The organism is Sorangium sp. So ce1153, from assembly GCF_051521595.1.
Classification (GTDB): Bacteria; Myxococcota_A; Polyangia; order Polyangiales; family Polyangiaceae; genus Sorangium.
The window spans coordinates 4,933,661-4,960,353 of sequence record NZ_CP150361.1 but is presented as its reverse complement, the minus strand read 5'-3'; the positions used below and the strand labels follow the sequence as shown (position 1 = coordinate 4,960,353).

22 protein-coding genes are annotated in these 26,693 nt (G+C 72.4%); 11 read left to right on the top strand and 11 right to left on the bottom strand.

The window, feature by feature from the left end:
• Nucleotides 1–147 precede the first annotated feature (147 nt).
• Together WME85_RS17710 and WME85_RS17705 are read left to right on the top strand one after the other, a co-directional pair.
• Complete coding sequence (locus tag WME85_RS17710) at nucleotides 148–591, top strand: response regulator (protein ID WP_437310517.1); 444 nt, start codon at nucleotides 148–150, stop codon at nucleotides 589–591.
• A gap of 397 nt (nucleotides 592–988) precedes the next feature.
• The gene (locus WME85_RS17705) at nucleotides 989–1,810 is read left to right on the top strand and encodes a sensor histidine kinase (protein ID WP_437839727.1); all 822 of its coding nucleotides are present in this window, start codon (nucleotides 989–991) and stop codon (nucleotides 1,808–1,810) included.
• Here WME85_RS17705 and dapE read toward each other — a convergent pair.
• Genes dapE through ndk form a run of 4 tightly spaced genes read right to left on the bottom strand, consistent with a single transcriptional unit; the run spans nucleotide 1,807 to nucleotide 5,131 of the window.
• Complete coding sequence (gene dapE / locus WME85_RS17700) at nucleotides 1,807–2,910, bottom strand: succinyl-diaminopimelate desuccinylase (protein WP_437839725.1); 1,104 nt, start codon at nucleotides 2,908–2,910, stop codon at nucleotides 1,807–1,809. The genes WME85_RS17705 and dapE overlap by 4 nt on opposite strands.
• Nucleotides 2,907–3,776: a 2,3,4,5-tetrahydropyridine-2,6-dicarboxylate N-succinyltransferase gene (locus WME85_RS17695; protein WP_437839723.1), complete on the bottom strand. Its 870-nt coding sequence runs from the start codon at nucleotides 3,774–3,776 to the stop codon at nucleotides 2,907–2,909. Before WME85_RS17695 ends, dapE begins: the two co-directional genes overlap by 4 nt.
• 42 nt (nucleotides 3,777–3,818) lie before the next feature.
• A complete protein-coding gene (locus WME85_RS17690) occupies nucleotides 3,819–4,697 on the bottom strand; it encodes a hypothetical protein (protein WP_437310513.1) in 879 nt (292 codons plus the stop codon).
• On the bottom strand, nucleotides 4,697–5,131 hold the full coding sequence (ndk, locus tag WME85_RS17685) for a nucleoside-diphosphate kinase (RefSeq protein WP_437839721.1): 435 nt from the start codon (nucleotides 5,129–5,131) through the stop codon (nucleotides 4,697–4,699). The genes WME85_RS17690 and ndk overlap by 1 nt, the downstream gene beginning before the upstream one ends.
• A 357-nt stretch (nucleotides 5,132–5,488) precedes the next feature.
• Here ndk and WME85_RS17680 point away from each other — a divergent pair, with 357 nt between their 5' ends.
• From WME85_RS17680 to phoU, 7 genes are all read left to right on the top strand, one after another.
• On the top strand, nucleotides 5,489–6,184 hold the full coding sequence (locus tag WME85_RS17680; protein WP_437839720.1) for a response regulator: 696 nt from the start codon (nucleotides 5,489–5,491) through the stop codon (nucleotides 6,182–6,184).
• Between the two features lie 7 nt (nucleotides 6,185–6,191).
• A complete protein-coding gene (locus tag WME85_RS17675) occupies nucleotides 6,192–7,679 on the top strand; it encodes an ATP-binding protein (protein WP_437839719.1) in 1,488 nt (495 codons plus the stop codon).
• A gap of 86 nt (nucleotides 7,680–7,765) precedes the next feature.
• Nucleotides 7,766–8,875 (top strand): phosphate ABC transporter substrate-binding protein PstS, encoded by a 1,110-nt coding sequence (gene pstS, locus WME85_RS17670; RefSeq protein ID WP_437839718.1) that lies wholly within the window; start codon nucleotides 7,766–7,768, stop codon nucleotides 8,873–8,875.
• Between the two features lie 101 nt (nucleotides 8,876–8,976).
• Nucleotides 8,977–9,939, top strand: a complete 963-nt coding sequence (gene pstC, locus WME85_RS17665; protein ID WP_437839717.1) for a phosphate ABC transporter permease subunit PstC — start codon at nucleotides 8,977–8,979, stop codon at nucleotides 9,937–9,939.
• The gene (gene pstA, locus WME85_RS17660; protein WP_437310507.1) at nucleotides 9,936–10,847 is read left to right on the top strand and encodes a phosphate ABC transporter permease PstA; all 912 of its coding nucleotides are present in this window, start codon (nucleotides 9,936–9,938) and stop codon (nucleotides 10,845–10,847) included. The genes pstC and pstA overlap by 4 nt, the downstream gene beginning before the upstream one ends.
• Before the next feature lie 22 nt (nucleotides 10,848–10,869).
• Entirely contained in the window at nucleotides 10,870–11,730 is an 861-nt protein-coding gene (gene pstB / locus WME85_RS17655; RefSeq protein ID WP_437839716.1) for a phosphate ABC transporter ATP-binding protein PstB, read from the top strand.
• A gap of 17 nt (nucleotides 11,731–11,747) precedes the next feature.
• A complete protein-coding gene (gene phoU / locus WME85_RS17650; RefSeq protein WP_437310505.1) occupies nucleotides 11,748–12,473 on the top strand; it encodes a phosphate signaling complex protein PhoU in 726 nt (241 codons plus the stop codon).
• Here the strand turns inward: phoU and WME85_RS17645 are convergent.
• The 4 genes from WME85_RS17645 to WME85_RS17630 form a co-directional block, all read right to left on the bottom strand.
• Complete coding sequence (locus WME85_RS17645; RefSeq protein WP_437839714.1) at nucleotides 12,470–12,970, bottom strand: molybdenum cofactor biosynthesis protein MoaE; 501 nt, start codon at nucleotides 12,968–12,970, stop codon at nucleotides 12,470–12,472. The genes phoU and WME85_RS17645 overlap by 4 nt on opposite strands.
• The gene (gene moaC, locus WME85_RS17640; protein WP_437310503.1) at nucleotides 12,967–13,482 is read right to left on the bottom strand and encodes a cyclic pyranopterin monophosphate synthase MoaC; all 516 of its coding nucleotides are present in this window, start codon (nucleotides 13,480–13,482) and stop codon (nucleotides 12,967–12,969) included. The genes WME85_RS17645 and moaC overlap by 4 nt, the downstream gene beginning before the upstream one ends.
• 125 nt (nucleotides 13,483–13,607) lie before the next feature.
• Entirely contained in the window at nucleotides 13,608–14,720 is a 1,113-nt protein-coding gene (locus WME85_RS17635; protein WP_437839713.1) for a GTP 3',8-cyclase MoaA, read from the bottom strand.
• A gap of 18 nt (nucleotides 14,721–14,738) precedes the next feature.
• Nucleotides 14,739–14,990, bottom strand: coding sequence for a MoaD/ThiS family protein (locus tag WME85_RS17630; protein WP_437310501.1), 252 nt, complete (start codon nucleotides 14,988–14,990; stop codon nucleotides 14,739–14,741).
• Nucleotides 14,991–15,116: 126 nt separating this feature from the next.
• On the opposite strand from WME85_RS17630, the gene WME85_RS17625 reads away from it, so the two are divergent.
• Entirely contained in the window at nucleotides 15,117–18,662 is a 3,546-nt protein-coding gene (locus tag WME85_RS17625; RefSeq protein WP_437839712.1) for a protein kinase domain-containing protein, read from the top strand.
• A 126-nt stretch (nucleotides 18,663–18,788) separates the two neighbouring features.
• Here the strand turns inward: WME85_RS17625 and WME85_RS17620 are convergent, their stop codons facing one another.
• Complete coding sequence (locus WME85_RS17620; protein ID WP_437839711.1) at nucleotides 18,789–19,481, bottom strand: hypothetical protein; 693 nt, start codon at nucleotides 19,479–19,481, stop codon at nucleotides 18,789–18,791.
• 315 nt (nucleotides 19,482–19,796) lie between these two features.
• On the opposite strand from WME85_RS17620, the gene WME85_RS17615 reads away from it, so the two are divergent.
• On the top strand, nucleotides 19,797–21,800 hold the full coding sequence (locus tag WME85_RS17615) for a PAS domain S-box protein (protein ID WP_437839710.1): 2,004 nt from the start codon (nucleotides 19,797–19,799) through the stop codon (nucleotides 21,798–21,800).
• A 21-nt stretch (nucleotides 21,801–21,821) separates the two neighbouring features.
• Here WME85_RS17615 and WME85_RS17610 read toward each other — a convergent pair whose 3' ends face one another.
• Together WME85_RS17610 and WME85_RS17605 are read right to left on the bottom strand one after the other, a co-directional pair.
• Nucleotides 21,822–25,409, bottom strand: a complete 3,588-nt coding sequence (locus WME85_RS17610) for a protein kinase domain-containing protein (RefSeq protein ID WP_437839708.1) — start codon at nucleotides 25,407–25,409, stop codon at nucleotides 21,822–21,824.
• Nucleotides 25,410–25,786: 377 nt separating this feature from the next.
• Complete coding sequence (locus tag WME85_RS17605) at nucleotides 25,787–26,662, bottom strand: fibro-slime domain-containing protein (protein ID WP_437839707.1); 876 nt, start codon at nucleotides 26,660–26,662, stop codon at nucleotides 25,787–25,789.
• Nucleotides 26,663–26,693: the final 31 nt, after the last annotated feature.

Sequence of the window (26,693 nt, the reverse complement as noted above, 5' to 3'; positions counted from 1 at the left end):
GCGTCAGGCCGGCAATAAGGTATACAAACCTGGCGTGACCCGAGCGGATCGCCCCCCTGGATGGATTGCGTCGACGCCGGCCGGACGATGTCGGCGTCGCTCGCAGCCGATCGGCCGGCGTGCTGAGGAATGGAAAGGTTCACTGGGATGGAAGTGAAGTGTGACGACGACGCGTTCTCGCCGCTCGTCCTGGTCGTGGATGACTTCCAGGACAACCGGGAGATGTTCGCGGAATACCTGTCCTTCTCCGGCTTCCGCGTCGCCGAGGCGGCGACCGGGCGGGAGGCGCTCGACCGCGCCTTCGAGCTGATCCCGGACCTCATCCTGATGGATCTGTCGCTGCCGGAGATCGACGGCTGGGAGGCCACGCGCCACCTCAAGAGCGACCCGCGCACGAAGCGGATCCCCATCGTCGCGCTCACCGGTCACACCCTCGCAGGGCACTCGCGCGAGGCGAAGGACGCGGGCTGCGACGCGTTCCTCACGAAGCCTTGTCTGCCGGACACGCTCGTGCTCGAGATTCGCCGTCTCCTGTCGCGCAGCGAAGGCGATCCGCGAGGGGCGCCGTCGCAGCCAGAGAGAACGACCTGACGCATCGCGGGAACGCAACACGGACGACCGGCGACATCAGCGCGGCGCACACGATCTGACGAGATCAGCGACGCTCACGCCGCGAGCGGGGCCCGCGAGACCGCGAAACACGCAGAGGCGCTCCCGGATCGCCTCGACTTGACTGCGGCACCACCTGACTATTCCCACCACATCCTTTCTGGCTAACTGATCGCCTGAGAGACAAGAGGGAACAAGGATGGCGGGGGTGACCAGAAAAAAAGCTGGAAAGAACGCGACAGAGGGCGCGGACTCAGCGCACGGACGCACCCTGCGCGGACGCCCCTCGGCGGTGCCCCTGCGCGCGCCGAAGCGGGGCTCGACGTCCGCCGCGGGGAGCGGGCCTCGCTCCGCAGGACCGGCTACCCTGCGAGCCAGGGTGCCCAGGCGATCGAAGGCGGACGCGGAGCGGCTCGCTCCGCGGAGCGATGCGGCCGAGCGCGAGCGGCTCGAGGCGCAATGCCAGCGGCTGGAGCTCCGCGCCGAGGCGGCCGAGCGGATGCTCCGCGAGACGGTGTCCACCATCTCGCACGACCTCAGGAATTCGCTGAGCGTCATCGTGGTGAGCGCTCGCATGCTGATGCGATCGGTCCCTCAGGAGGGATCGGGGCGCAGGCAGCTCGAGGCGATCACCCGCGCGGCGGACGAGATCAACCAGCTCGCGCAAGACCTGGTCGATGCCATGAGCATCGAGAGCGGCTCGCTGAAGATCGGCAAGGGCGCGCACGAGGTCGAGCCCATCCTCGACAGGGCGATCGAGCTCGTCGGGCCGACGGTCGCGCTGAAGCCGCTCGAGATCACGAAGGAGCTGCCGCACGACGTGCCCCCCATCGCGTGCGACCGGGATCGCATCGTCCAGGTGCTCGCGACCCTGCTCGGCAACGCCATCCGCTTCACCCCCAAGGGCGGACGCATCACGGTGCGCGCGGAGGTCTCGGGCACGGACGCGCGGTTCTCGATCTCCGACACCGGCCCGGGCATCGCGTCGGAGATGCAGCCGCTGCTCTTCGCCCGCCACGCGCCCGCTCGCCGCCCCCTGGGACAGGGGATGGGGCTCGCGGCGTTCGTCACGAAGGGCATCGTGGAGGCGCACGGCGGCGCGATCTGGGTCGAGAGCTCGCCCGGCCAGGGCAGCACGTTCTTCTTCACCATCCCCGCGGCCGGGCTCTCGGTGCGCGCCCCCGAGACGGAGCGCGCCTAGCTCCGCCGGAGCGCCGAGAGCCAGCGGCGGAGGATGGCGCGCCCCTCCGACAGCTTCTGCAGCGACGCCCACTCGTTGCGCTGGTGCGCCTGGGCGTTCTCGCCGGGGCCGAAGTTCACGGCGGGCACGCCGAGCTCCGCGAAGCGGGCCACGTCAGTCCACGCCTGCTTCGGCTCCACCGCGGCGACGCCGGCCTCGCGCAGCGCCACCACGAGCGGGTGCGACGCGTGCGGCGGCGCCGAGGGGCTCAGGTCGCGCCAGGCGATCTCGGCGCGGCCGGCGACGAGCGCCTCGATCGTCCGCTGCGCCTCCTGGATCGACGTGTCGGGCGGGAAGCGATGGTTCAGGTTCATCGTGAACTCGTCGGGCACGACGTTCCGCCCGCGCCCCCCCTGCGCCATCGTCGCCGTGGTCACGGCCCGGTAGGTGAACCCGTCGATCTCGACCTCGCGCGGCGCGAGCGCGGCGAGCTCGACGAGGAGCGGGCCGGCCTTGTAGATGGCGTTCTCGCCCTGCCACGGGCGCGCGCTGTGCGCCGTGCGCCCGCGGAACGTCAGCCCCGCGTGGAGCGAGCCGCTCGCGCCGAGGCTCAGCTTGTTGTCGCTCGGCTCGAGGCACACCGCGAGATCGAGCGCGCGGAGCTCCGGCTCGCGCTCGATCACCAGTGCGAGCTCGTTCTCCAGGTAAGGCCCTTCCTCCCGCGCGTAGAACACGAGCGTCAGATCGACCCCGGCGATGTCCTCCCGCTCACCCTCCGCGAGGTCGAGCATCAGCGCGAGGCCGGACTTCATGTCGCTCGCGCCGGGGCCGTAGAGGCGATCCCCCTCGATCCGCGGCGGCCCGTCGTGCGAGGTGCGGACGACGTCGAGGTGCCCGGCCAGCGCGATCTTCGGGCCGCCCGTGCCCTGCGTCACCTGCGCCACCAGCGAGTCGCCGTGGCGGCGCACCGGCGCGGCGAGCCGAGCCCGCCCGAGCCGCTCCGCGACCTCCGCGCAGAGCGCCTGCTCTTCCCCCGTGGGCGAAGGGACAGAGCACAGCCAGAGCAGCGTGTCCGCGAGGCCTGCCTCGGCCGCCGCGCCCCGGTCGCGCTGGACGCTCACACCGGCACCGCGAAGTCGCGCAGCGCCGCGTTCAGCGACACCTTGCGGTCGGTCGCCTCGCTGCGCTTGCCGATGATGAGCGCGCAGGGGATCGAGAACTCCCCTGCGGGGAAGCGCTTCGGCCGCGTGCCCGGGATCACGACGCTGCGCGCCGGCACCCGGCCGCGGTGCTCGACGACCTCGGGCCCCGTGACGTCGAGGATCGCCGTCGACGCGGTGAGCACCACGCCGGCGCCGAGCACCGCCTCCTCCTCGACCACGACGCCCTCGACCACGATCACGCGGGAGCCCACGAAGACGCCGTCCTCGATGATCACCGGCCGCGCGCCCGGGGGCTCGAGCACCCCGCCGATGCCGACGCCCCCGGCGAGGTGGACCCCGCGCCCGATCTGCGCGCAGCTGCCGACCGTCGCCCACGTGTCGACCATCGACCCCGAGCCGACCCACGCGCCGATGTTCACGTAGCCGGGCATGACGATCGCGCCCTGCTCGAGGAACGCGCCGTACCGCACCGTCCCCGGCGGGACGACGCGCACGCCCGCCTTGTCGAGCCCTCGCTTGAGCGGGATCTTGTCGTGGAACTCGAAGGGGCCGACCTCCATCAAGCTCATGCCGCGGAGCGCGAAGTAGAGCAGGATCGCCTCCTTGATCCACGCGTGCGTCACCCACCGGTGCGCGGCGCCCTCGCCCGCCGCGCCCTCGCCGCCCGCTTGCGGGGCGTGGTCGCGCTCGGCGACGCGGAGCTCGCCTTGATCGAGGCGCTCGATCGTGCGGAGGACCGCGGCCTCGTGCGCGGGCGAGCGCAGGAGCTCGCGGTCGCGGAAAGCCGCCTCAACAAGGGACCTCAAGGATTCGTCGGTGGCCATGGCGCCGCCTTTAGCACGGCCGCGCCACCACCGGCACCGGCCTCAGAACGTCATCGTGACGACGCGGCCGCCGGCGCCTTCAACGAGCTCGATGCGCGCGCGGCGCGCGACGACGCGGGCCACGGCGACGGCGCGCTCGCCGCCGTCGCGCACCACCACGTCGAGCGCGACCGCCGGCGCCGCCTCGCGCGGGCTCCGCTCCGCGATCCGCACGGTCGAGCGCCCGTCCGGCAGGCGAGACACGGCGAGGTGAGGGCTCGCGACGCCGGCGGCGCTGACCATGCCGACGGCGAGCTCCATGAGCCCGCTCACGGCGCGCACGTCGCCCTCCACCTCGTTGGCGCGGCCGTCCGAAGACACGACCGAGATGCCGACGACCGGCCGCCCCTCGGCCGCCGTGGCGCTCCAGTTGCGGAGCACGTCGATGAGATCGAGCGGCGTCGGCCGCAGCTCGAGCGTCGCCATCACGAGCTCGGACAGGCGCAGCGCGCCGCTCAGCTCCCGGGCCGTCCTGCGGACCGACGCCTCGAGCGCGAGCCGCTGCCGCGCGTCGATGCCGCGCTCGGCGCCGCCGCGCTCCCCGCGGCCGCGGACCGGGGCGCGCCCGGGCGCGGCGCCGGCCGCGGCGCGCGACAGCTCGTCCGTGAGGCGCGCGACCTCGACGCCCGCGTGGCCGAGCACGGCGCACGCGGCGTCGGCCGCCGCGGCGTCGCCCGTCTCGACGAAGCCGTCGCGGACCGCCGCGGAGAGGCTGTCGAGGGCAGAGACGAGCGCCGCGCACCCCTCGCACACCTCCGGCAGCGCGAGGGCGACCCCGCGCGGCCCGACGCGCCGTGATCCGAGCAGGTGCGCGAAGCTCTCGATGCCTGCAGCGCCGTCCCGCGCCGCGCCGAGCGCAGCCGCGAGCCGCTCGCCGAGCATCAGTTCGTCGCGCTCGGAGCGACCTCGTAACCTGCGAAGAAGTAGGCGATCTCGCGCGCCGCCGTCGCCGTCTTGTCGGAGCCGTGGACCGCGTTCTCGCCCACGTTCGCCCCGTACAGCTTGCGGATCGTCCCCTCCGCCGCCTTCGCCGGATCGGTCGCGCCGATGACCTCGCGGTACTTGGCGACCGCGTCCTCGCGCTCGAGGGCCATCACCAGGATGGGGCTGCGCGACATGAACGTCACGAGCTCGTCGAAGAAGCCGCGCCCCTTGTGCTCGGCGTAGAAGCCTTCGGCCTCCGCGCGGGTCAGGTGGATGCGCTTCATCGCTTTGACCGTGAAGCCCTCCTTCTCCAGGCGGGCGATGATCGCTCCGGCCGAGTTCTTTTCCACCGCGTCAGGCTTGATGATTGAGAGAGTTCGCTCGAGGGCCATGGGCGGCCCAGTTAGGCGAAAACTCTGAGATTTGCAAGCGCCACGCGCGCCCGCGCGGTGCCGCACAGCGCGCTGCGCGCGCGGCGCGCTGTGCGGCACCGCGCGCCACGAGCGCCGCCGCGCGATCTCGTCGTTCCCGTCCGCCTGCGGCCGCGGCCGTCCCGGCTGCGCCCGCGCTGCGCTGCGGCACCTCCGCGTCACCTCGGGTCGGCCTGTCCGCCGGCCCGCGCGCCTCTCTGCGCTTTCCTCGACCTCTCTCTTCACCTCCTGCTCACCGCCCTTCCGTCTCGTGGAGACGACGCGCGACACGCGAGATCGCCATCAAGCTGTCACAATGCGCTGCTACATCCATCGGCCATGCCGAGCCACGTGCTCATCGTCGAGGACGAGCGCGACCTTCAGCGCGTCCTCACGTACAACTTTCGTCAAGCTGGGTTCGATGTGGTCTCCGCCGGGAGCGGAGAGACAGCGCTCCGCGCGGTCAAGGAGGAGCGGTTCGATCTCGTCCTCCTCGACCTGATGCTCCCGGACATGTCGGGAACCGAGATCTGCCGCCGCCTCAAGCAGAACCCGCAGACCTCAGCGGTCCCCGTCATCATGGTCACGGCCAAGGGGGAAGAGATCGACCGGATCGTCGGCTTCGAGCTCGGGGCCGACGACTACGTCGTCAAGCCGTTCAGCGTGCGAGAGCTCATCCTGCGCGCCCGGGCGATCCTGAAGCGGTCCGAGAGCCCCACGTCGGCCCCGGAGAAGTTCGACTTCGGGATCCTGCGGGTCGATCGGGCCGCGCACCGGGCCTGGGTGCAGGAAAACGAGATCGCGCTGACGGCGCTCGAGTTCCGCCTGCTCATGATGCTCCACGACCGCCGCGGCCGGGTGCTCTCGCGCGATCTCCTGCTCGACGAGGTGTGGGGGTCGCACGTCGACGTCACCGCGCGCAACGTCGACACGCACGTGAAGCGGGTCCGCGAGAAGCTCGGGGCGGCGGGCGACTACATCGAGACAGTGCGCGGGGTCGGCTACCGGTTCCGCGCCGAGCCCGAGGTCGCGTAGGGCCCTCATGCGCGCGCTGAGGCGGCTCGGCATCGGCGCGAAGCTCGTGGTGGCGACGGTGTTCGTCCTGCTCGTGGCGGGCGTCCCGGTCGAGCGCCTCGCCGCGCGCGACATGGAGGCGGCGCTGCTCGCGGAGCACAGCCCGCGCGCCGCCGTCGACGCGGCCGTCTGGCGCTCGCGGCGCGCCATGCTGATCGGCATGGGCGCCGTGATCGTCGTCGCCATCTCGGTCGGCGCCGCCACCACCTTCTTCATCACGCGCCCCATCCGGAGGCTGACCCGCTTCGCGCTCGCGATGTCCGAGGGCGACCTGTCGACGCGCGCGCCCCTGCGCGGCTCGGGCGAGCTCCGTCAGCTCGCGCGCGCGCTGAACCACCTCACGAGCGAGCTGTCCCGCTCCATCGCCGACGTCCGGACCGAGCGCGACCTGCTCGCGGGCATCCTCGACGGCATGAGCGAGGGCGTGCTCGTGCTCGATCGCGACGGGCGGATCGTCCTCGCCAACCGGGCGCTGCGCGCGATGGCCCCGCTCGGCGACGACGCGCTCGGCCGCTCGGTCATCGAGGCGATCCGGAACGCGCGGCTCACCGAGGCGATCCAGCTCGCCGGCAAGCGCGACGAGCCTGTCGACGTCGAGGTGGAGCTCGGCCGGACGCTGCCGAGGCGGCTGCTCGTGCGGGTGTCGCGCCGGAAGAGCCCGGCGGGGCTCGGGCCCGACGCGCGCGACGCGCGCGGCCTGGATCACGACGGCGCCTCGGCCGAGCCGGGGCTCATCGCGGTGTTCCACGACGTCACCGATCTCCGCCGGCTGGAGACGATCCGGACCGACTTCGTCGCCAACGTGTCCCACGAGCTGCGGACGCCGGTCACCGCCATCAGCACCGCCGCCGAGACGCTCCAGCTCGGAGCGCTCCAGGACCCCGACGAGGCCGCCGAGTTCGTCGACGTGATCGATCGGCACGCGAAGCGCCTCCGCCACCTCGTCGACGACCTGCTCGACCTCTCGAAGATCGAGGCGAAGAACTTCCGCCTCGCGCTGGCGGAGCTCGATATAGCCCCCGCGATCGAGCACGTGACGCACCTGCTCGGCGAGGCGGCGCGCCGCCGCCGGGTCACGGTGACCGTCGACGCCGCCGCCCTCCCGCCCGCGCGGTGCGACCGCCGCGCGCTCGAGCAGGTGCTCATGAACCTGCTCGACAACGCCATCAAGTACGCGGGCGAGGGCGCCCACGTCACCGTCAAGGCGCGCTCGCTCGACCAGCAGGTGACGATCGCCGTCGCCGACGACGGGCCCGGTATCCCGCCCCACCACCTGGGCCGCATCTTCGAGCGGTTCTACCGCGTGGACGCCGGCCGCTCGCGCGACCTCGGCGGCACGGGGCTCGGCCTCGCCATCGTGAAGCACCTGGTCGAGCTGATGAACGGTTCGATCGAGGTCGAGAGCGCCATCGGCCGCGGCACCCAGTTCACCGTCCGCCTCTCGCGCGCGGCGTGAGCCCGCAGAGTCAGGAAAAACCGGTACTCACCGTTCCACCCTGCTGTCACGCGGCTGTCACAGAACTCGATTACGCCTGATGTTGCATGGCTCGAATTCTGCTCACCCTGGCGATGTTCCTCCTGGCCGCTGGATGCGGCCGCTCCGATGCCCCCCAGGACACCGGCTCGCTGCCCGGCGCGAACAAAAACGCCGCGCCGCAGCCGACCGCTGACGGGGAAGTCACCCTGACGGGCGCGGGCGCGACGTTCCCGTACCCTCTTTATACCAAGTGGATCGCTGAGTTCCAGAAAGCCAACACCAAGGTCAAGATCAACTACCAGTCCATCGGCTCCGGGGGCGGCATCCGGCAGATCACCGAGCGGACCGTCGATTTCGGCGCCACCGACGCCCCGATGACCGAGGAGCAGCTCGGAAAGGCGGCAGGCATCCTGCACCTGCCGACCTGCCTTGGCGCGGTCGTGCTGACCTACAACCTCGAGGGCGTCCCGTCGGGCCTGAAGCTCACGCAGGAGGCGGCCGCGAACATCTTCCTCGGCAAGATCAAGAAGTGGAACGACCCGGCGATCCAGAAGGAGAACCCGGACGTGAAGCTCCCCGAGAAGGAGATCGCGACGGTCCACCGCTCGGACGGCAGCGGGACCACCAAGATCTTCGTCGACTACCTGAGCGCGGTCAGCCCGGAGTGGAAGAGCGGGCCCGGGGCCGGGACCAGCGTCAACTGGCCGGGGGGCCTCGGCGCCAAGGGCAACGACGGCGTCGCCGCCCTCATCTCCAGCACGCCCGCCGCGATCGGCTACATCGAGCTCGCGTACGCGATGCAGAACAAGCTCACGTTCGCGTCGCTCAGGAACAAGAGCGGCAAGTTCGTCGCCCCGTCGCTCGAGAGCACGACGGCCGCAGGCGCCGGCGCCGCCGCCAAGATGCCGGACGATCTCCGGATCTCGCTCGTGGACGCCGAGGGGGAGGACGCGTATCCCATCGCCGGCTTCACCTACATCCTCGCGTACCAGGAGCAGAAGGATCTCGCGAAGGGGAAGGTGCTCGCCAGCTTCATGAAGTGGGCGATGCGAGACGGCCAGAAGTTCACCAACGACCTCCACTATGCGCCCCTGCCCGCGGCCGTCGTGGAGAAGGTCAACGCGAAGCTCGCCGCGCTGGCGGGCCCGGACGGCAAGCCCCTGCTCGCCCCATAGCAACCCTGAAGGAAGGCCCGCCAGCGGCGGCAGCGGCGGTCTCCGCCGTGCGCCGCCGCCGCGGTGCGTGCAGGTAGGTCATGAGCACGGTAGAAGTTCCGATGCAACAAGCTGCCTCGCCGGCGCAAGGGGTCGACCCGGCGCGCGGGACGCGCGGCGCGGACCGAGCGTTCCGCGCGATCCTGACGGTGTTCGGCCTGACGGTGCTCGCGGTGCCCGCGCTGATGGTGCTGGAGCTCATCCGGTCATCGCGGCTCGCGATGGACAAGTTCGGCCTCGGGTTCCTCACCGGGAGCGTGTGGGACCCGGCGCGCGAGCAGTTCGGCGCGCTCCCGTTCATCTACGGCACCGTCGTCACCTCGCTGATCGCCATCGTGCTCGCGGTCCCCGTCTCGCTGGGCCTCGCGATCTTCATGTCGGACCTGGCGCCCCACCGGATCCGCAAGCCGCTCAGCTTCATGGTCGAGCTGCTCGCGGCCATCCCGAGCGTCGTCTACGGGTTCTGGGGCATCGCCGTGCTCCGCCCCTGGCTCAGGGACACCATCGAGCCGGTCCTGATCAAATACTTCGGGTTCCTGCCCCTCTTCGAGGGCCCGCCGCTCGGCTTCGGCATGTTCGCCGCGGGTGTCATCCTCGCGATCATGATCGTGCCCACGATCACCTCGGTGTCCCGCGAGGTGATGCAGGCGGTCCCCCAGCTGCACCGCGAGGCGGCGGTCGGCCTCGGCGCGTCGGCCTGGGACGCCATCCGCTACGCGGTCCTGCCGTCCGCGCGCTCGGGCATCATCGGGGCCATCATCCTCGGGCTGAACCGGGCGCTCGGCGAGACCATGGCGGTCACCATGATGATCGGCAACGTCCCCAAGGTGAGCGCCTCGGTCTTCCACCCCGGGTACTCGATGGCGAGCGTCATCGCGAATGAGTTCGTCGAGGCGACCAGCGACATGTACGTGTCGGCGCTGTCGAAGATCGCGCTGCTCCTCTTCGGGGTGGCCCTTCTCCTCAACCTCTTCGCCCGGTGGCTCGTGAGCTCGACGAAGAGCAAGCTGGAGCAACGCGCATGAGCAGCGAGACCCCTCCCCCCTTCGCGAGGCCCTCCGGCGCCCCCCGGCGCACGCTGCTCGCGCCCGCCCCGGGCGAAAGCCTGCGCCGCGCCCGCGGATACTTCTTCGAAGGGCTCTGCGTCGCGAGCGCCGTCGTCGTCCTGATCCCGCTCTTTCTGATCTTCCTCTACGTCGTCAGCAAGGGCGTCAGCGGGCTGTCCCTCGACTTCTTCACCCAGCTCCCGAAGCCGGTCGGCGACGCGCGGAGCGGCATGGGCAACGCGGTCGTCGGCACGCTCATCCTGATCGCCATCGGCTCCGGAATCGGGCTGCCGACAGGCATCCTCGCCGGCATCTACCTGGCGGAGATCGGGCGGGGCAAGCTCGCGAGCGCGATCCGGTTCATCGCGGACGTGCTCGGCGGCGTCCCGTCGATCACCATCGGCGTGTTCGTCTACGCGCTCGTCGTTGTCACGATGAAGCGGTTCTCCGCGCTCGCCGGCGGCATCGCGCTGGCGATCGTGATGCTCCCGACGGTGACCCGCACGACGGAGGAGCTGCTCAAGCTCGTGCCACCGCACCTCCGCGAGGCGTCGCTCGCCCTCGGCGTCCCGGAGTGGCGCACGAGCCTCTTCGTCGTGCTCCGGACGGCCTCTCCCGGCATCGGCACCGGCGTGATGCTCGCCGTGGCGCGCATCGCCGGCGAGACCGCGCCGGTGCTCCTCACCGCGCTGGGCTCGCAGTACTGGAGCTTCGCCATCGACCGTCCCATCGCCTCGCTGCCCGTGCAGATCTGGCGCAACGCGACATCGCCCTACCCCCAGTGGCAGCAGGAGGCGTGGACCGGCGCGCTCGTGCTGATCGCCATCGTGTTCTTCCTGAATCTGCTCGCCCGGATCGCCACGTCTCGCAGCATCAAGGCGCGTTAGTCAAGGCGCGTTAAAGGACTCGATGAGCTCGTTCAACTCACTGCGCAATCCACAGACCGGGGAACGTCGCCGTGGGCTCGACCCGGACGGCGCCGACCGCCGCTCGGTCGAGTCAGAGACCGACGAGCCGCCCGCGAAGATCAGCGTCACCCGGCTGAACGCTTATTTCAATAAATTCCACGCGATCCACGACATCACGTTGAACATCCCGGACGGCCATGTCACCGCGGTCATCGGCCCGTCCGGGTGCGGCAAGTCGACGTTCCTGCGCTGCCTCAACCGGATGCACGAGCAGGTGCCTGGGGCCACGGCGAAGGGCTCCGTCATGATCGATGGCGTGAACATCTACGACAAGGCCGTGGACCCGGTGCGGCTGCGCCGCCGGGTCGGCATGGTGTTCCAGAAGCCCAACCCGTTTCCCACCATGTCCATCCGCGAGAACGTCCTGGCCGGCCACAAGCTGAACGGCATCTCGGTGAAGGACCCCACCGGACTCGTCGAGAAGTGCCTGCGCCACGTCGCGCTCTGGGACGAGGTGAAGGACAAGCTCGACCAGTCCGGCCTCTCGCTCTCCGGCGGCCAGCAGCAGCGGCTCTGCATCGCGCGCGTGCTCGCGGTCGAGCCAGAGGTCATCCTGCTCGACGAGCCGTGCTCAGCGCTCGATCCCATCGCGACCGCGCGGATCGAGGAGCTCATCGACGAGCTGAAGCAGCGATATACTTGCGTGCTCGTCACGCACAACATGCAGCAGGCCGCGCGGTGCTCTGACTACACGGCTTTCTTCTACATGGGGGATCTGGTGGAGTTCGACAGAACACAGACAATCTTCACCAACCCCAAGGAAAGTAAGACCGAAGATTACGTCACCGGTAAGTTCGGCTGAGGGGAATGGGGAGATTCATGCCGACGTCGCACACGAGCAAGGTCTACGAGCACGAGCTACGCACGCTGCGAGAGAAGCTGCTGCTGATGGGCAGCCTGGTCGAGGAGATGATCCAGAAGGGCTCGACCGCGCTCGCGACGCGCGACACGGGCCTCGCCAAGGCGACCATCCGGCTCGACCGGCGGATCAACAGCCTGGAATGCGAGGTCGACGAGCTCTGTATGCGCATCCTCGCGACGCGCCAGCCGGTCGCGTCCGACCTGCGCTTCGTCACCACGGCGCTCAAGATCGTCACCGACCTGGAGCGGATCGGCGATCTCGTGGTGAACGTGTGCGAGCGGGTGCAGGAGCTCAACGAGGAGCCGCCGCTCGCGCCGGCGTCGGAGCTGCAGGGGCTCTCGGACGAGGCGATCGAGGTGGTGCACGAGGCGCTCGACGCGCTGGTCGCCCGCGACTGCGAGCGCGCGAAGCAGCTGCTCACGCGCGACGACGTGATCGACGAGCACTACGCCCGCATCTTCCAGGAGGTGCTCCTGACGATGAGCCGCGATCCGAGCACCGTGTTCCGGGCCACGCGGATCCAGTCGATCGCGAAGTACCTGGAGCGCATCGCCGATCACGCGATGAACATCGCCGAGTCGGTCGTCTTCCTCGTGAAGGGGACGGACATCCGGCACAACAACCGCCTGAAGGAGAACGACCCGCTCTCCACGCCGCCGCCGCCCGGCCTGCGGCTGCGCTAGGCGCCGGCGCTGCCCGGGGGCGCCGCACCGCCGTGCCCGTGCGCGTGGCCATGGTGCTCGTCGGGCCCGTGCTCGCCGCCGCAGCGGGCGTCCTCCCAGCCGACCCAGTAGGGGCCGTCCGGGCCGTGCTCGCGCTTCCAGATCGGCAGGCGCGCCTTGATGCGGTCGATGAGCAGGCGGCACGCGCGGAAGGCCTCGCCCCGGTGCGGCGCGCTCGCGGCGCAGGCCACGGCAGCGTCGCCGATGTGGAGCACGCCGACCCGGTGCGTCGCGGCGACGCGCACGCCGGGGATCTCCGCGGCGAGCTCCGCGAGGATCCGCTCGAGCTCGGCCTCGGCCATCGTCCCGTAGGCCTCGTACTCGAGCAGCGTGACCGACCGGCCGTCGTTCACGTCGCGGACCACGCCGAGGAACGTGGCGATGCCGCCCGCGCCGGGGTGCGACACGGCGGCGATGAGCTCGTCGAGGCCGAGCGGCTCGGTGCGGATCCGGCTCACGGCGCGCTCCTCTGGAAATGGCCGGAGCGGCCTCCGCTCTTCTCGAGGAGCTTGATCTCCGAGATCACCATCTCCCGATCGATCCCCTTGAGCATGTCGTAGATCGTCAAGCACGCGGCGCTCACCGCCACCATCGCCTCCATCTCGACCCCGGTGCGATCGAGCGCCTCCGCCGCGGCGGTCACCCGGATCGCCGCGGAGGGCTCGTCCACGTCGAGCTCGACCGCGACGTGCGTGAGCGCGATCCCGTGGCAGAGCGGGATGAGCTCGGGCGTGCGCTTCGCCGCCATGATCCCCGCGATCCGCGCGGCGGCCAGCACGTCGCCCTTCGGCGCGTCGTGGCGCGCGACCCGGGCGATCGTCTCGGGGCGCATCAGCACGGCGCCCGACGCGACGGCGCGGCGGTGCGTGACCGGCTTGCCTTCGACAGGCACCATGCGGGCCTCGCCGCTCGGGGAGAGGTGGGTCGAGAGCGCTTGGCCCTCGCCGGGGCGATCAGGGGTTCGCGACATCCCCGGGAATCTGACACGGCAGCCCGCGGGACCGGAAGCCGAACCGTGTCCCGGGGCGGCGCCGGTCCGTTACCGCGTGAGGCGCCGCCTCAGCCACCGCGTGAGGCGCCGCCTCAGCCGCCGCCTCAGCCGCCGATCGCGCGGATCGACACCGAGGACGCCGTCTCCTCGGTGCAGCCCTTCCAGACCGTGCCGTCCGGCTTCAGGCGCCACGCCTCGTCGAGGCGCCGGCGGATCGCCGCGTGGTCGCCGACCTGCGCCTCGCGCGAGGCGTCGACCCCATCGTCCGTGGCGAGGCACGGCCGGAGCACGCCCGTCGACGAGACGCGCAGGCGGTCGCAGCTCTCGCAGAACGTGTCGCTCGTGCCGGTGATGAACCCGACGCGGAGCGACGGGTCGTGGCGGGCCCGGACGTACCTGGCCGGGCCGAGGCCCGGGTCGGTGGCCGCCTCCTCCTCGAGGAGGTGCTCGGCGAGGCGCGCCCGCATCTCGGCCGCCGTGACAAGGTGCTCGCCGACGAGCCTGGCCCCCTCCGCGATCGGCATCACCTCGAGGAAGCGCGGGATCATCCGCAGCTCCCAGGCCCAGAGCGCGATGCGCTCGATCTCGTCGTCGTTCACGCCGCGGAGGACGACCGTGTTCAGCTTGATGCCGGAGAAGCCCGCCGCGATCGCGGCGCCGAGGCCCTCCAGCACCCGGGCGAGCTCGCCGCCGCGGGTCACCTCGCGGAAACGCTGGGGATCGAGGGTGTCAATCGAGACGTTCAGGCGGTGCAGCCCGGCGTCGCGGAGCGGCCCGGCGAGCCGCGCGAGCTGCGACGCGTTCGTCGTGAGGGCCAGATCCTCGAAGCCGAGCGAGGCGAGGCACGCGACGATGGAGACGATCTCGGGGTGGAGGAGCGGCTCGCCGCCGGTCAAGCGGACCCGCCGGACGCCGGCGTCGCGCAGCGCCTCGAACATGGTGCGCCAGGCGGACGTCATCAGCCGGCCGTCGGTGTAGCCGTCGTGGCGGGACGGGCGGCAGTAGGTGCACGCGAAATCGCACCGGTCCGTGACCGAGATGCGCACGCTCCGCGGCGCGGGCCTCGGCTGCGCGCCGGGCGCATCGACGTCCCGGTACGGGATCGCGGCCGCCCGGCGCGGGGCGTCTCCGCCGCCGAGGAGCGGCAACGAGCGCCGCCGCAAGGCCGATGTGTCGACGGAGAGGGGCGCCGGGTCGAGGCCAGTCGAAGAAGGCATGCTGTCCCTCGCGGCCCGCTAGCCGCCCGCCACCGGCGGGATGAGCGCTACCTCGTCGCCGAAACCTACAGGATCGCTCGGCGTCGCATACATGCCGTTCACCGCCACCCGGATCGATCCCTTGTAAGGAGCGAGCCCAGGATATCGGGCGCACACGTGCTCCAGGAGCTCCGCCGCCGTGCAGGGGCCAGCGAGCGGCAGCGCGACTTCTCCGGCGCCGAGAACATCTCTCGCACCTGCGAATGCAAGCACGCGAACAGCGGCATCCATGGGCGGAACCTAGCATCGCTGCGCTGCCGCGACACGACGAACTGGGGCCGAGCGCCCCCGGGAGGCCCCCGCGAGATGAGCCTACCGGGCAGGGCCGGCACGGCTATCATCGGACCGCTCACCGCCATGTCCGAAGAAGGCTTTTTACCGGGCACCATCCTGGCCGGTCGCTATCAGGTCCGTCGCGAGCTGGGGCGCGGCGGCATGGGGGTCGTCTATCTCTGCCGCGATCTCGTGATCGACGAGCGCGTCGCCGTGAAGCTCCTCGACCGGCCAGGCGCGGCCGCGCGCCCCGAGGACGCCTGGTGGTTCCAGGAGGAGGCCCGGGCGCTCGCCGGGCTGTCGCACCCGGCGCTCGTGAAGGCCCGCGACTTCGGGTCGCTCGCCAACGGGACGCCGTACCTCGTGATGGACGCCGTGCCAGGGCGGTCGCTCCACGAGTGGCTCTACCTCGCCCGGCTCGAGGACCCGCTGCCCTGGCCGATCATCTGGAGCGTCATCGACCAGGTCCTCGGCGCGCTGGCGCACGCGCACGCGCGCGGCGTGATCCACGGCGACCTGAAGCCCTCGAACGTCCTCGTCGATCTGCAGCACGGCGGCGAGCCGCCGATCGTGCACGTGCTCGATCTCGGGCTCGCCTGGCTCATCCAGGACCGGATCGATCACCGGCTCGACGGCTCCCGGGAGAGCGAGCCGACCGTGCGCTGGGGCGCCGGCACGCCGGGCTGGATGGCGCCGGAGCAGATCCGCTTCGCGGCGCCCCACGTCGGGCCGGCGACGGACCTCTACGCGCTCGGCTGCATCCTCTACGCGCTGCTCGCCGGCGGCGAGGTCTACGACGGATCGAACGACGAGCTCCTCCAGCAGCACCGGAGCGCGCCGATCCCGGATCTGCCGCTGCCCTCGGAGGTGCCCGGCGACGTCGCGAAGTTCGCGAAGCGGCTGCTCGCGAAGCGGCCGTGGCACCGCTTCGACTTCGCGGGCGACGCGCGGCGGGTGTGGAAGCGGTTCGAGCCGCGCAGCGACGTGAACGTGGCCGCGACGCCGCTGCCGATCGCCTTGCTGACGAGCGGGCGGCTGCCCCCGAGCCGCAAGGAGCTGCTGACGCCCGAGCTGATCGAGCCTCCAGACGACGACCCGCCGCCGTCCGTGACGACCACCGGCCTGCTCGCCCTCCGGCCGAGCCCGTTCGTCGCGCGCACCGGCGAGCGGGCGCGGCTCATGGAGGTCGTGGCCGAGATGGTCGACGCGCCGAAGGCGATGCACCGGTTCGTCCTGCTCGCGGGCGAGGCCGGCGTCGGCAAGAGCCGGCTGGCCGAGTGGCTCTGCGAGGAGGTCCACGAGCGCGCGCTGATGGTGCCGCTGCGCGCGCGCTACCGGCGCATCGCGGCGCCGCTCGACGGCGTCCTCGGCGCGGTGACGCAGCACTACCGGCTGGAGCGGGCCGAGCGCGAGATCGTCGAGAAGGTCCTGATGAACCTCTGGGAGGTCCCGCCCGAGGACGAGGTCGGCAAGACGTGGGTCGCCGCGACCGCCGAGTGGATCAAGCCGTCGCCCCCCGGCAGCGAGGCGGTCGGCCCGACGGGGAAGCGCTTCCGCCTGGATCGCCCGGAGCTCCGCTGGCTGATCATCCGCAAGACGCTGGAGCGGATCGGCCGCGACCGGCCCGTGCTGCTCTGGCTCGACGACCTGCACTACGCCTCGTCGACGACGTTCGAGGGGCTCCTCACGCTCCACCGCGACGCGCCGAACACCGGCCTGCTCGTCGTGGCGACCGTCCGGAGCGAGGCGGTCGAGTCCGATCCGGTGGCGGCGAAGCGGCTGGAGGGCGCGCTCGCGGCGTACGGCGGGGAGCGGCTCGACGTCGCCCCGCTGAACCCGGTGCAGACGCACGCGCTGCTCCGGGAGACGCTGCCGCTCGACGACGCGGCGGCCGAGGCGGCGACGCAGCGGAGCAAGGGGAACCCGCTCTTCGCGCTGCAGCTCCTGCACGCGTGGGCGGGCGGCGGCCACCTCCAGCTCCGCGCGGGCAAGTACTTCGTGCCGAGGGGGTCGATGGCCGTGCAGGCGGCGACCACCGCCGACCTCTGGGAGGAGCGGCTCGCGGCGCTCCCGGAGGAGCTGCGGGCCGGCGCGCGCGCGGCCGCCGCGCTCGGCGGCGACATCCGGCGCGAGATCCTGCGCGAGATGCTCACCTCGCTCGACATCCCCGCGGACCGCGCGATCGCGTCGATGCAGCGCGCGCAGATCCTCCTCGCCGTGGGCGATCGCCTCCGCTGGCCGCACGCGCTGCTCCAGGAGCACCTGCTCTCGCAGCTCTTCCTCGAGCCGGACGCGGCGCGCGTCTTCCGCGCCGCCGCCGACGCGCTCGGCGCGCACCCGGCGGCGTCGAGCCGCCGCATCCTCCGGCACCGGGTGGTGAGCCTGCTGCGCGCCGGCGACACGGACGAGGCGGCGGCGCTCATGCACGCGCACGTGGCCGCGCACTGGCAGAGCTCGCGCGACATCGCCGCGACGCTGCGCGATCTCGCCGTGCTCGACGGCAAGCTGCCCGGGGGGAGCGACTCGCGCCCGGGCTTCAGGGGCGGCGTGGAGACGCGGCCCGTGCTGACGGGGACGCGGCTCGGGACGCAGCTGCGCTTCCGGGCCGAGGCGCTGCGGCTGGCGGGCAGGCTCGACGAGGCGCGGCGCGACGCCGAGGACGCGCGCCGCATCTTCGAGCACGCTGGCGACCGGGAGAACCAGGCGCACTGCCTGCGGCTGCTCGGGCACATCGCGTCGGACGTCGGCGCCGAGGCGCAGGGGCGGCGGCTCGTGGCGCGCGCGCACGCGATCTTCGACGAGATCGGCCACCGCCACGGGCAGGCGCAGTGCGAGGTGCTGCTCGGGGAGATCGACTTCCAGCTCGGCGAGCACGCGCGGGCGCGGGCGGTGCTCGCGTCGGGGGAGGCGCGGTTCCTGGAGGTCGGCGATCGGCTCGGCCGGGCGCAGTGCCTGCTCCTGCAGAGCATGGTCGAGCAGGCCGGGGCGCTCGCCGAGCCGGCGCGGGCGCTGCTCACGACCGCGCGCGCCGACTTCGACGCGATCGGCTACCGGCTCGGGCTGGCGCAGTGCGACCTGACGCTCTCGCACGTGGAGCACCGCCTCGGCCGCTTCGATGCGGCCCGCACCGGCGCGATCTCGGCGCGGCAGAGCTTCCGCGATCTGGCGAACCCGCGCGGCGAGGCGGGGTGCGAGCGGCTCCTCTCGATGGTCGCGCTCGACGCGGGCGCGCCGGAGCTCGCGGAGGAGCACGCGCTCGCGGCCGGCAGGCTCTACGAGACGCTGGCGGACCCGTGGGGCCTCGTCGAGGCGCGGCTGCTCTTCGCGCAGATCTCGCTTCACCGCGGGGACGCGGAGCAGGCGCGCGAGCACCTCGTCGCCTGCGAGGCGGTGGCGCTCGCCGAGGCCGAGCCCCGGCAGCACCGGCACCTGACGCTCGCGTGGCTCGCTTACCACGAGGGGCGGTTCCACGAGGCGGCGCGGGAGCTCGACGCGGCGCGGGCGTCCTTCAAGGACAGCCGGACCGGGGATCACACGCCGCAGCTCCTCGAGCGGTTCGCGAGGATGGGTTGGCCCAAGCCGGCGGGGACGCGGATCAGCGGATGGATGCGCACCCTAGCCCCCGCCTGACACGCCTGGCGTGGAGGATGGGGTCGGGTTTGATCAGCAACCGCCGGCGCGGAGGCGCACTCCTGTGCGCTGAGCACCGAAAACGTCGAGGTGGGCCCGTATCCGAAGCGGGCGAGCCCCGCTCGCTCAAAGGGGGAGCCAGAAGTCGGGGCCAAAGAGGCGGCGCGCGGCCTCGATCGTGCGGAGGGCGCGCGGGAGGTCGAGCTTCGCCTGGTGCTCGGCCAGCTGCACGACGTAGGGGATCCAGAGCGGCCGGCAGACGACCAGCGCCGCGAGGTGGAACTCGGCCTCCTCGGTCTGGCCTAGATCCGTCGCGACCTTCGCGAGGATGGTGTGCACCGGCACCGGCGAGCCGAGCGGCGCGATCGCCGTCGCGCAACGCCGCACCCCCTCCGCAGCCTGCTCGCTGGGATGACGCCGGAACTCCTGGAACGCCTCCTCGAGCTCGTGCTCGTCGCTGACCTGCTCCGGCAGGTGCTCCGCGACCAGCTTCTTCCAGTGCTCGACGAACGGCAACGCCGCGAGCGCGGCCGACCTGTCCGCATGGGCGACGAGCAGATCGGCCTCCTTCCAGTCGCCAGCCTCGCGGGCGAACTCGAGCCCGGAGACGACGCGGGCCTCCTCGTGAAGCCCCGGCTCCTTCGTCAGCAGCCACCGCTGCCAGTAGAGCGCCCCCCGAAAGGCCACGCGCGCAAGCGGCTCCTTGCCCTCGGCGCGCATCTGCAGCGCCACGCTGATGAGCGCGCTCTTGTGCCGCTGCACGTCCTCGACCACGAGGCTCGCCGGCCAGGCGCAGAGCCCGCACGCCTCGGAGATCATCGCGCGCCCCTCGCGCCGCGCGCTCGCTGCGCGCCGGCAGGCCGTGCAGAAGGAAACCTCTGCGACACAGAGCAACGCTACCACGACGCGCGCGCCACGCGAGAGGTCGTCAGGGGCAGGTGGGAGGCAGACCACAGCGCGACGCTCGCGGGCACGTGGACCTCCACCGAGGCTTCCTGCACAATGGACCGCTGGCGGCAGCGACCGAGCGGTGGGGACGGCGGCCGCTCGAGGTGCTGCGAGGTGCTGATTGACAGGCGAGCTCGTGAGGACAGTCCGGCAGCGTGGCGCTCGTGGCGGTAGGCGGCGCCGACCATGAGCCAGCGCGATCTCTACCACGCCGCGTTCGAGGCCGCCGAGGACGCGCTCCTGCTGCTCGAGGGCGGCCGCGTGATCGAGGCCAACCCGAGCGCGACGCGGCTGTTCGCGGGCAGCGCGGACGGCCTCCTCGGGCGCGCGCTCGCGGACCTCTCGCCGCTCCTTCAGCCCGACGGGCAAGACTCCGCCGGGGGTCTGAAGCAGCGGGTCGACGCCGCGAGCCGCGGCGAGCCGCAGCGGTTCCGCTGGCTCTTCCGGCGCCCAGGCGGAGGCCTCATCGTCGCCGACACGCAGCTCGCGCGGCTCGCCCTCCCCGACAGCGCCGCGCCGATCCTGCGCGCCGTCGTGCACGAGGAGGACAAGGAGCAGCGGCGGCTCTACGCGCTCGCCGTCGACATGCTCGGCATCGCGACGCTCGACGGGCGCTTCAAGGAGCTCAGCCCGTCGTGGGAGCGCACGCTCGGGTTCAGCCGCCAGGAGCTGATGGCGCGGCCCTACCTCGACTTCATCCACCCCGAAGACAAGGCGCGGACCCTCTCCGAGACCGATACGTTCTCGACGGGCGCGCAGACGCTCACCTACGAGAACCGCTTCCTCTGCAAGGACGGCTCGTACCGGTGGCTGGAGTGGAACGCGATGCTCGCGCTCGACGAGGGGCGCGTCTACTTCGTCGCCCGCGACGTGACGCGGCGCAAGAGCGCCGAGCTGGCGCTCCGCGAGTCCGAAGAGAAGCTGCGGGCGCTGTACGAGGGCATCCCGTACTACCTGACCGTCGTCGACAAGGACGCGCGGATCGTCTCCGCGAACCGGTCGTACCCCGGGGTCTCCGTGGAGGGCCTCCGCGGCCGGAGCCTCTACGATTTCACGGCGCCGGAGTACCGGGACACGGTGAGGCAGGCGCTGGAGACCGTGCTCACGACCGGCGGCCGGGCGCACTACGAGGTCATCGGCGCCGGGGCGAACGGCGGGCGGGCGTGGTACGCGAACCACGTCAGCGCGATCCCGGGCGCCGGGGAGGCCGCGAGCGCGCTCATCGTCTCGGAGAACATCACGGAACGCCGGCACGCCGAGGAGCAGCGCCGGCAGACCGAGGCGCGGTTCCACGCGGCCGTCGAGGCCAGCATGGACGCGTTCCTCACGATGACCTCCCGGCGCGACGAGAGCGAGGAGATCGCCGATCTCGTGATCACCGGGCTCAACGCGCGCGCCGCGGCGATGCTCTCGATGCCCCGCGAGGAGCTCCTCGGCAAGCGCCTCTCGGAGCTCGAGCACTCGGTCGAGGCCGACGTCCTGCTCGACAAGTGCCTGCGCGTCGTCCGGAAGGGCACGCCGCTCGAGGAGGAGATCCTCCTGCCGGCCCCGCCGGGCCAGGCGTCGCGCCCGGGTGCGTGGGTGCACCACCAGATCGTGCCGATCCAGGGCGGCGTGGCCGTGACGATGCGGGACACGACCGATCGCAAGCGGCTCGAGGACCAGCTGCGCCAGTCGATCGATCGCCTCGAGGCCTACGCCGAGGAGCTGGAGGGCAAGAACCGGATGCTCGCCGAGGAGAACGCCGAGCGCGAGCGGACCGCGAGCGTCCTGCGCCAGCAGCAGGAGGCGATCCGCGCGCTCTCGACGCCGATCATCCAGGCGTGGGAGGGCGTCCTCGTGCTGCCGATCATCGGCGCGCTCGACAGCGGCCGGGCCACGCAGATCATGGAGAAGCTGCTCGGGGAGGTCGTCCGCACGCAGGCCCACTTCGCCGTGCTCGATCTGACCGGCGTCGAGGACGTGGACGCGCCGACGGTCGACCACCTGCTCCAGGTGGCGCGGGCGGCGAGCCTGCTCGGCAGCCGCTGCCTCATCTCCGGGATCTCCCCCGGCGTCGCGCAGGCGATCGTGGAGCTCGGCAGCGACGCGCGGACGTTCGAGACCTTCGGCGAGCTCGAGGACGCCCTGCGCCACGCGCTGCGCGTGTCGGGCGCCCGGCTGCCGCGGGTGCGGCGCGGGCAGCGCTGAGGCGCCCGGCGGAGCCGCGCGCTACGCCTCGTCGGCCTCGATCTCCTCGCGGAGCTCCCGGGCCCGCGCCGCGTGGCGCGCCGCCTCGACGCCCTCGCCGATCGAGTCCGCGTACGTCGCGGCGCGGGCGTACGCCGCCGCCGCCGCCCGCAGATCGCCGCCCCGCTCGTAGTGGTGGGCGAGGAGGGCGGCGCACTCGTCTCCCAGCGCGCGCGCGCGGTGCTCGAGCCAGTCGGCGACGAGCAGGTGGATCCGCCGCCGGATCTTGAGGCTCAGCGTCTCGTAGGCGACCTCGCACGTCGCCTGCTCCGCGAAGACGTACTCGCGCTCGCCCGGGAACGTCGCCGGCGAGCGGAGCCGGATCAGCTGGCGCTCGCAGAGGCGCGCGAGCAGCTCGGCGGTGGACGCGCCGGCCCCGTGGCGCACCGAGAACGGCGGATCGAGGTCCTGGAGCTCCGCGAGGATGCGCTCGCTCGACATCGGCGAGCGCGCCTGCGGCGCGTCGTTCCGGAGCCGCTCGACCGCGCCCTCCCAGAAGGTCCGGCCGACGACGGCGGCCTGCGCGAGGAGCCCGCGCGCGTCGGCGTCCAGCCGATCGAGGCGGGCCTGGACCAGGCCGTGCACCGTCGGCGGCAAGCTCAGCGTGCCCAGCGCGTCCTCGCGGACGCGCCACGCGTCCCCCTCGGCCTCGATGGCGCCGGCGTCCACGAGGTGCTGGAGCATCTCCTCGACGGTGCGCGGGTTGCCCTCGGCGCGCTCGGCGAGCGCGCGCACGAGCTCAGGGTTGAGCTCGGGGACGCAGCGGAGCCGATCCCGGATCATCTCCTCCGCGTGCCGCCGCGCCAGCGGGAGCGCGTCGACGCGGACGTAGGCCTCCTTGGCGATGCCCCAGTCGGGGCGGCGCTCGTAGAGCTCGGGGCGCGCGGCGCACACGACGCAGAGCGGCAGCCCCTCGGCGTGCGCCACGAGCTCCTCGAGGAGATCGATCGTCGCGTCGTCGGCCCACTGGAGGTCGTCGCAGACGATCACCATCGGCGTCCGCTCGAGCGCGAACGTGACGAGGTGCGCCAGCGCGGAGGCGATCCGGCGCTTCGCCAGGACGCTGCCGCGCGCTGCGGAGTCGAGGAGCCCGGCGGGCGCAGGCCGCGCGCCCAGGATCGCCGCCAGCCGGGCGAGGATGTCGTCGAGATCGCTCGAGCCGAGCGGCCTCGCCAGCGACGGGGAGGGATCGAGCTCGTCGTCGTCCTCGTACCGCACGGCGCCGGCCCCCCTGCGCCCGGTGACGGTCGAGCTGATCGGCCCGCGCAGGGGGATGGACGACGCGCGGGTCACGACGGGCGACGCGCCGCCGAGCGCGGCCCGGGTCCCGGCGCCGGCGGCCTCCCGCTCGGCGCGGGCGCGCGCGCGCGCGGCGCGCAGCCGGAGCCAGCGCAGGCCGCGGCGCAGCTTGCGCAGGATGACCTGGGCCGGATCGGCCTCGAGGATCCCGAACCACCGGCGCAGCAGCGCGCCGGCCAGGCCGTAGCTCGTCTCGCGCGCGAGCGCCGAGCACTGCGCCAGGAGGACGAACGGCTCCCCGGGCGACGCGGAAGCGGGGCCGTGCTCGGACGCGGGCGCGCCGCCCTCCGGCGCGCCGCCGCGCAGGCCCGCGAAGAGCTCGGTGAGCATCCGCGTCCGGCCCACACCGGGCGCGCCGACCAGCGTGACGAGCCGCGGCCGGCGCTCGTGGAACGCGGTCTCGACGAGGTCGCGCAGGCGCTGCATCTCCGCGCCGCGCCCGACGAGGCGCGTCGCGATCCCGTGGAAATCGGGCGGCGCGGGCGCGTGGTGGGGCGGGCCCTCGCCGAGCACGCGGTAGCTCGGCGGCGCCGCGCCGCGCGCGGGGGGCTCCGGCGCGGCCCTGCTCGCGGCGGCGCCCCCCTCGAACGGCTCGACCCGGAACCGCCCGAGGACGAGCCGGTGCGTGTCGCGGCCGATCACGATCGCGCCGCGCGGCGCGCTCTGCTGGAGCCGCGCGGCGCCGTCGACCGCGTCGCCGATGACGGCGAGATCCTGGCGCGACGAGCCCGCGGCGCCGACGAAGACCCGCCCCGTCGTGATCCCGATCCGCACCGAGAGGTGCACCGATCGCGCCGCGCGCGGCAGCGCCAGGCGCGGGATCGCGGCCTGCGCGCCGAGCGCGGCGACGATCGCCCGCTCGGCGTCGTTGTCGGTCGAGCGAGGGACGCCGAAGACGGCCATGACGCGCCCGCCGATGGGCCGCTCGACCACGCCGTGCATCTGCTCGACGTGCTCCGCGAGCACCTGGTAGCAGCGGTCGACGACGTCCTTGACGTCCTCGGGGTCGAGCCGCGACGACAGCCCCGTCGCCTCGGACAGATCGGCGAACAGGACGGTGCACACCCGGTGCTCCCCGCCGTCGAACGGCGCGACGGCGCGGCCCCTCGGCGCGCTGCGGTCGGGGCTCACGGTCCCCCTCACGCCGCTGCTCTCCGGCGCCCACCGCGGCGGCGATGGCGGCGGCAGCGACGCCGGCCGCGGCGACGGCGGCGGGACCGACAGCGACGGCGGCGGCGGCAGCGGCGGCAGGTGGACGGCGGCGAAATCGAGCAACCCTTCGTCGTCGTCGTCGGCGGCCGCGCCCGGGCTGAAGGCGGGCGCGCGCAGGGTGTCGCGCGCCACCACGACGACGCTCGCGCGCTGGGCGGCTTCCAGGGCGGACCACATCTCGCCGAGGTTGTGGAACCGCTGCGCGGGGTGGATCGCGAGCGCCCGGCCGAGGACCGCCTCGACGTCGACGCTCGCGTTCACCCCGCGGGCGCGGAGGCTCGGCCGGAGCGCCTCGTCGCTCGACGAGACGAAGAGCTGGATCACGTCGCTGCCGGAGAGGGCGGGATGGCCGCTGGCGACCTCGATGAGGATGAGGGCCATCGCGTAGACGTCCGTCCACGGTCCCGTGGCGCCGAACCGCGGGCTGAACTGCTCCGGCGCGCCGTACTGCGGCGTGAAGGCGCGGAACGTTCGTCCCGTCTGCACGAGCGCCTCGGCGAACTTCGGTGTCTCGGCGAAGACCTTGGCGAGCCCGAAGTCGAGCACCTTCATGCGATCGCCGAGCAGGAACAGGTTGGCCGGCTTGACGTCGCGGTGAGAGACGTTGCCGTCGTGGGCGACGGCGAGCGCGGACGCGACCGGCGCGAGGAGCTTGAGCGTCTCGGCGAAGCTCCTCGGCGGGAGGTTCTGGGCGCGGCGGCGCTTGAGGTCCTGCTCCAGCGTCTCGCCCTCGAGCCACTCCATCACGATGTACGGCGTCCACGGCCCGTTCGGCGCGGCGGCGGCGCCGATGTCGAGCGCCTGGACGATGCCCATCGTCCGTCGCGAGAGCTGGTGGAGCAGGCGCGCCTCCTCGCGGAACTTGGCGAGGAACGCCTCCTGCTGATCAGGGCTCAGGCCCGTCGGGATCTTGAGGCACTTGACGGCGACCGGGGCGTCGAAGCCGAGGTGCCGGGCCCGGTAGACGACGCCGAAGGCGCCCTCGCCAGCCAGCGCCTCGACGGCGAACTGGCCGTCGATGATCGACCCTACCCAGCCGAACGGGTCGCTGGCCTGCATCGTTGCCTAGGCTACCTGTTGCGATGAACCACGAGCAAGGTGGCAGCGGCCGTCATCGAGCAGCGGCCGTCGTCGAGGGGATGTGCGCGGCGGGGCGGGCGTGGGGCCCCGCCGAACTCGCACAGGCCGCTCGTGCCGCCCTCGCTGCGCGAGGACGACACGAGCGGCAAAGGGTGCTCAGACAGCGGCCCGTCCCCACGCCCGCCCCGCCGCGCACATCCCCTCGACGACGGCTCCATCGGGGGGAAAGGGGGGCGGTCGGCGCGAGACGCTGGGCGGGATAGGCGCGGGCGGGGCGGTGAGCCGAGGAACGCGGACAGTGGGAAGATGAAGGGCGCTGTGGGCTCAGGTCGCGCCGGGCCAGCGGACGGCCGAGCTCATCTGACGATCGGGGTGAAGCAACCGATGGACGTGTCGATGCGGAAGTTCGACTCGGTCGTGCGGCGCTCGGCGAAGAAGAAGTCGAGCGCGTACTTGTTGCCCGGCGTGATGCCGAGCTCCTGCGCGCGCGCGTCGAGGTCGATCGTCGCGCTCTCCGGCTTGTGAATACCGCCCAGATCGATCGCGAGATGGCCGTTGATGAAGGTGAAGAGGTCGTCGTCGCCCGAGAAGGTGAACACCTCGCCACCCTTGTATTCAAACTCGGTGTGGAGCTCGAGCGTGAAGTGGTAGTTGTGGGGCCGGTCCTCGTTGCCAAACCCCATGTCGTCGATCGGGAAGAAGTCGGAATTGTCGTACGTGGACGTGCCGTTCCCGTTGTCCGTGAGCGAGACGGATACCTGGATGGCGGTGTTCACGTCGGGCACGTCGCGGAACCACTGATCGAAGGCCTCCTTGCCGGACGTGGTCAACGTGCCCTCGCTGCCGCCCGCATAGACCGGCTTGCCGTCCGCGCCGAGCTGAGCCTCCACGATGCCCCGGTCCTCCCCGGGCCGGACCTCGAAATCCGGGTGCGTGTCCTTGAAATCGCGGACGATCGCGATGAGGTCGCTGCCGCAGGCGTCGCCGCCCGCGTTCGGGTCACCGCCCGAGCTCACGCTGCCCCCGAAGTCGCCGCCGATGTCTCCCCCGAAGTCGCCGCCGCTCGCCGACCCGTCGCCGCTCGCCGACCCGTCGCCGCTCCCTGACCCATCGCCGCTCGCCGACCCGTCACCCTCCGAGCCAGCGTCGCCGATACCCGCTCCGCACGCGGTCGCCGCCACAAGGGCCACGAGCGCCGTCACCGCCACCATGGTCCGCCGATAAGCCGTCATGTCTTGCCCCTTTTCCCGAGCGCCAGAAGTC

Excerpts from the sequence above, each read along its gene's own strand:
- WME85_RS17710 (WP_437310517.1), top strand. The coding sequence starts at position 148 with ATGGAAGTGAAGTGTGACGACGACGCGTTCTCGCCGCTCGTCCTGGTC.
- pstB (WP_437839716.1), top strand. The coding sequence starts at position 10,870 with ATGAGCTCGTTCAACTCACTGCGCAATCCACAGACCGGGGAACGTCGC.
- WME85_RS17615 (WP_437839710.1), top strand. The coding sequence starts at position 19,797 with ATGAGCCAGCGCGATCTCTACCACGCCGCGTTCGAGGCCGCCGAGGAC.
- moaC (WP_437310503.1), bottom strand. The coding sequence starts at position 13,482 with ATGTCGCGAACCCCTGATCGCCCCGGCGAGGGCCAAGCGCTCTCGACC.
- pstA (WP_437310507.1), top strand. The coding sequence starts at position 9,936 with ATGAGCAGCGAGACCCCTCCCCCCTTCGCGAGGCCCTCCGGCGCCCCC.
- WME85_RS17690 (WP_437310513.1), bottom strand. The coding sequence starts at position 4,697 with ATGCTCGGCGAGCGGCTCGCGGCTGCGCTCGGCGCGGCGCGGGACGGC.
- WME85_RS17610 (WP_437839708.1), bottom strand. The coding sequence starts at position 25,409 with ATGCAGGCCAGCGACCCGTTCGGCTGGGTAGGGTCGATCATCGACGGC.
- phoU (WP_437310505.1), top strand. The coding sequence starts at position 11,748 with ATGCCGACGTCGCACACGAGCAAGGTCTACGAGCACGAGCTACGCACG.
- WME85_RS17635 (WP_437839713.1), bottom strand. The coding sequence starts at position 14,720 with ATGCCTTCTTCGACTGGCCTCGACCCGGCGCCCCTCTCCGTCGACACA.
- WME85_RS17680 (WP_437839720.1), top strand. The coding sequence starts at position 5,489 with ATGCCGAGCCACGTGCTCATCGTCGAGGACGAGCGCGACCTTCAGCGC.
- WME85_RS17625 (WP_437839712.1), top strand. The coding sequence starts at position 15,117 with ATGTCCGAAGAAGGCTTTTTACCGGGCACCATCCTGGCCGGTCGCTAT.
- WME85_RS17675 (WP_437839719.1), top strand. The coding sequence starts at position 6,192 with ATGCGCGCGCTGAGGCGGCTCGGCATCGGCGCGAAGCTCGTGGTGGCG.
- ndk (WP_437839721.1), bottom strand. The coding sequence starts at position 5,131 with ATGGCCCTCGAGCGAACTCTCTCAATCATCAAGCCTGACGCGGTGGAA.
- WME85_RS17630 (WP_437310501.1), bottom strand. The coding sequence starts at position 14,990 with ATGGATGCCGCTGTTCGCGTGCTTGCATTCGCAGGTGCGAGAGATGTT.
- WME85_RS17605 (WP_437839707.1), bottom strand. The coding sequence starts at position 26,662 with ATGACGGCTTATCGGCGGACCATGGTGGCGGTGACGGCGCTCGTGGCC.
- WME85_RS17695 (WP_437839723.1), bottom strand. The coding sequence starts at position 3,776 with ATGGCCACCGACGAATCCTTGAGGTCCCTTGTTGAGGCGGCTTTCCGC.
- pstS (WP_437839718.1), top strand. The coding sequence starts at position 7,766 with ATGGCTCGAATTCTGCTCACCCTGGCGATGTTCCTCCTGGCCGCTGGA.
- pstC (WP_437839717.1), top strand. The coding sequence starts at position 8,977 with ATGCAACAAGCTGCCTCGCCGGCGCAAGGGGTCGACCCGGCGCGCGGG.
- WME85_RS17620 (WP_437839711.1), bottom strand. The coding sequence starts at position 19,481 with ATGATCTCCGAGGCGTGCGGGCTCTGCGCCTGGCCGGCGAGCCTCGTG.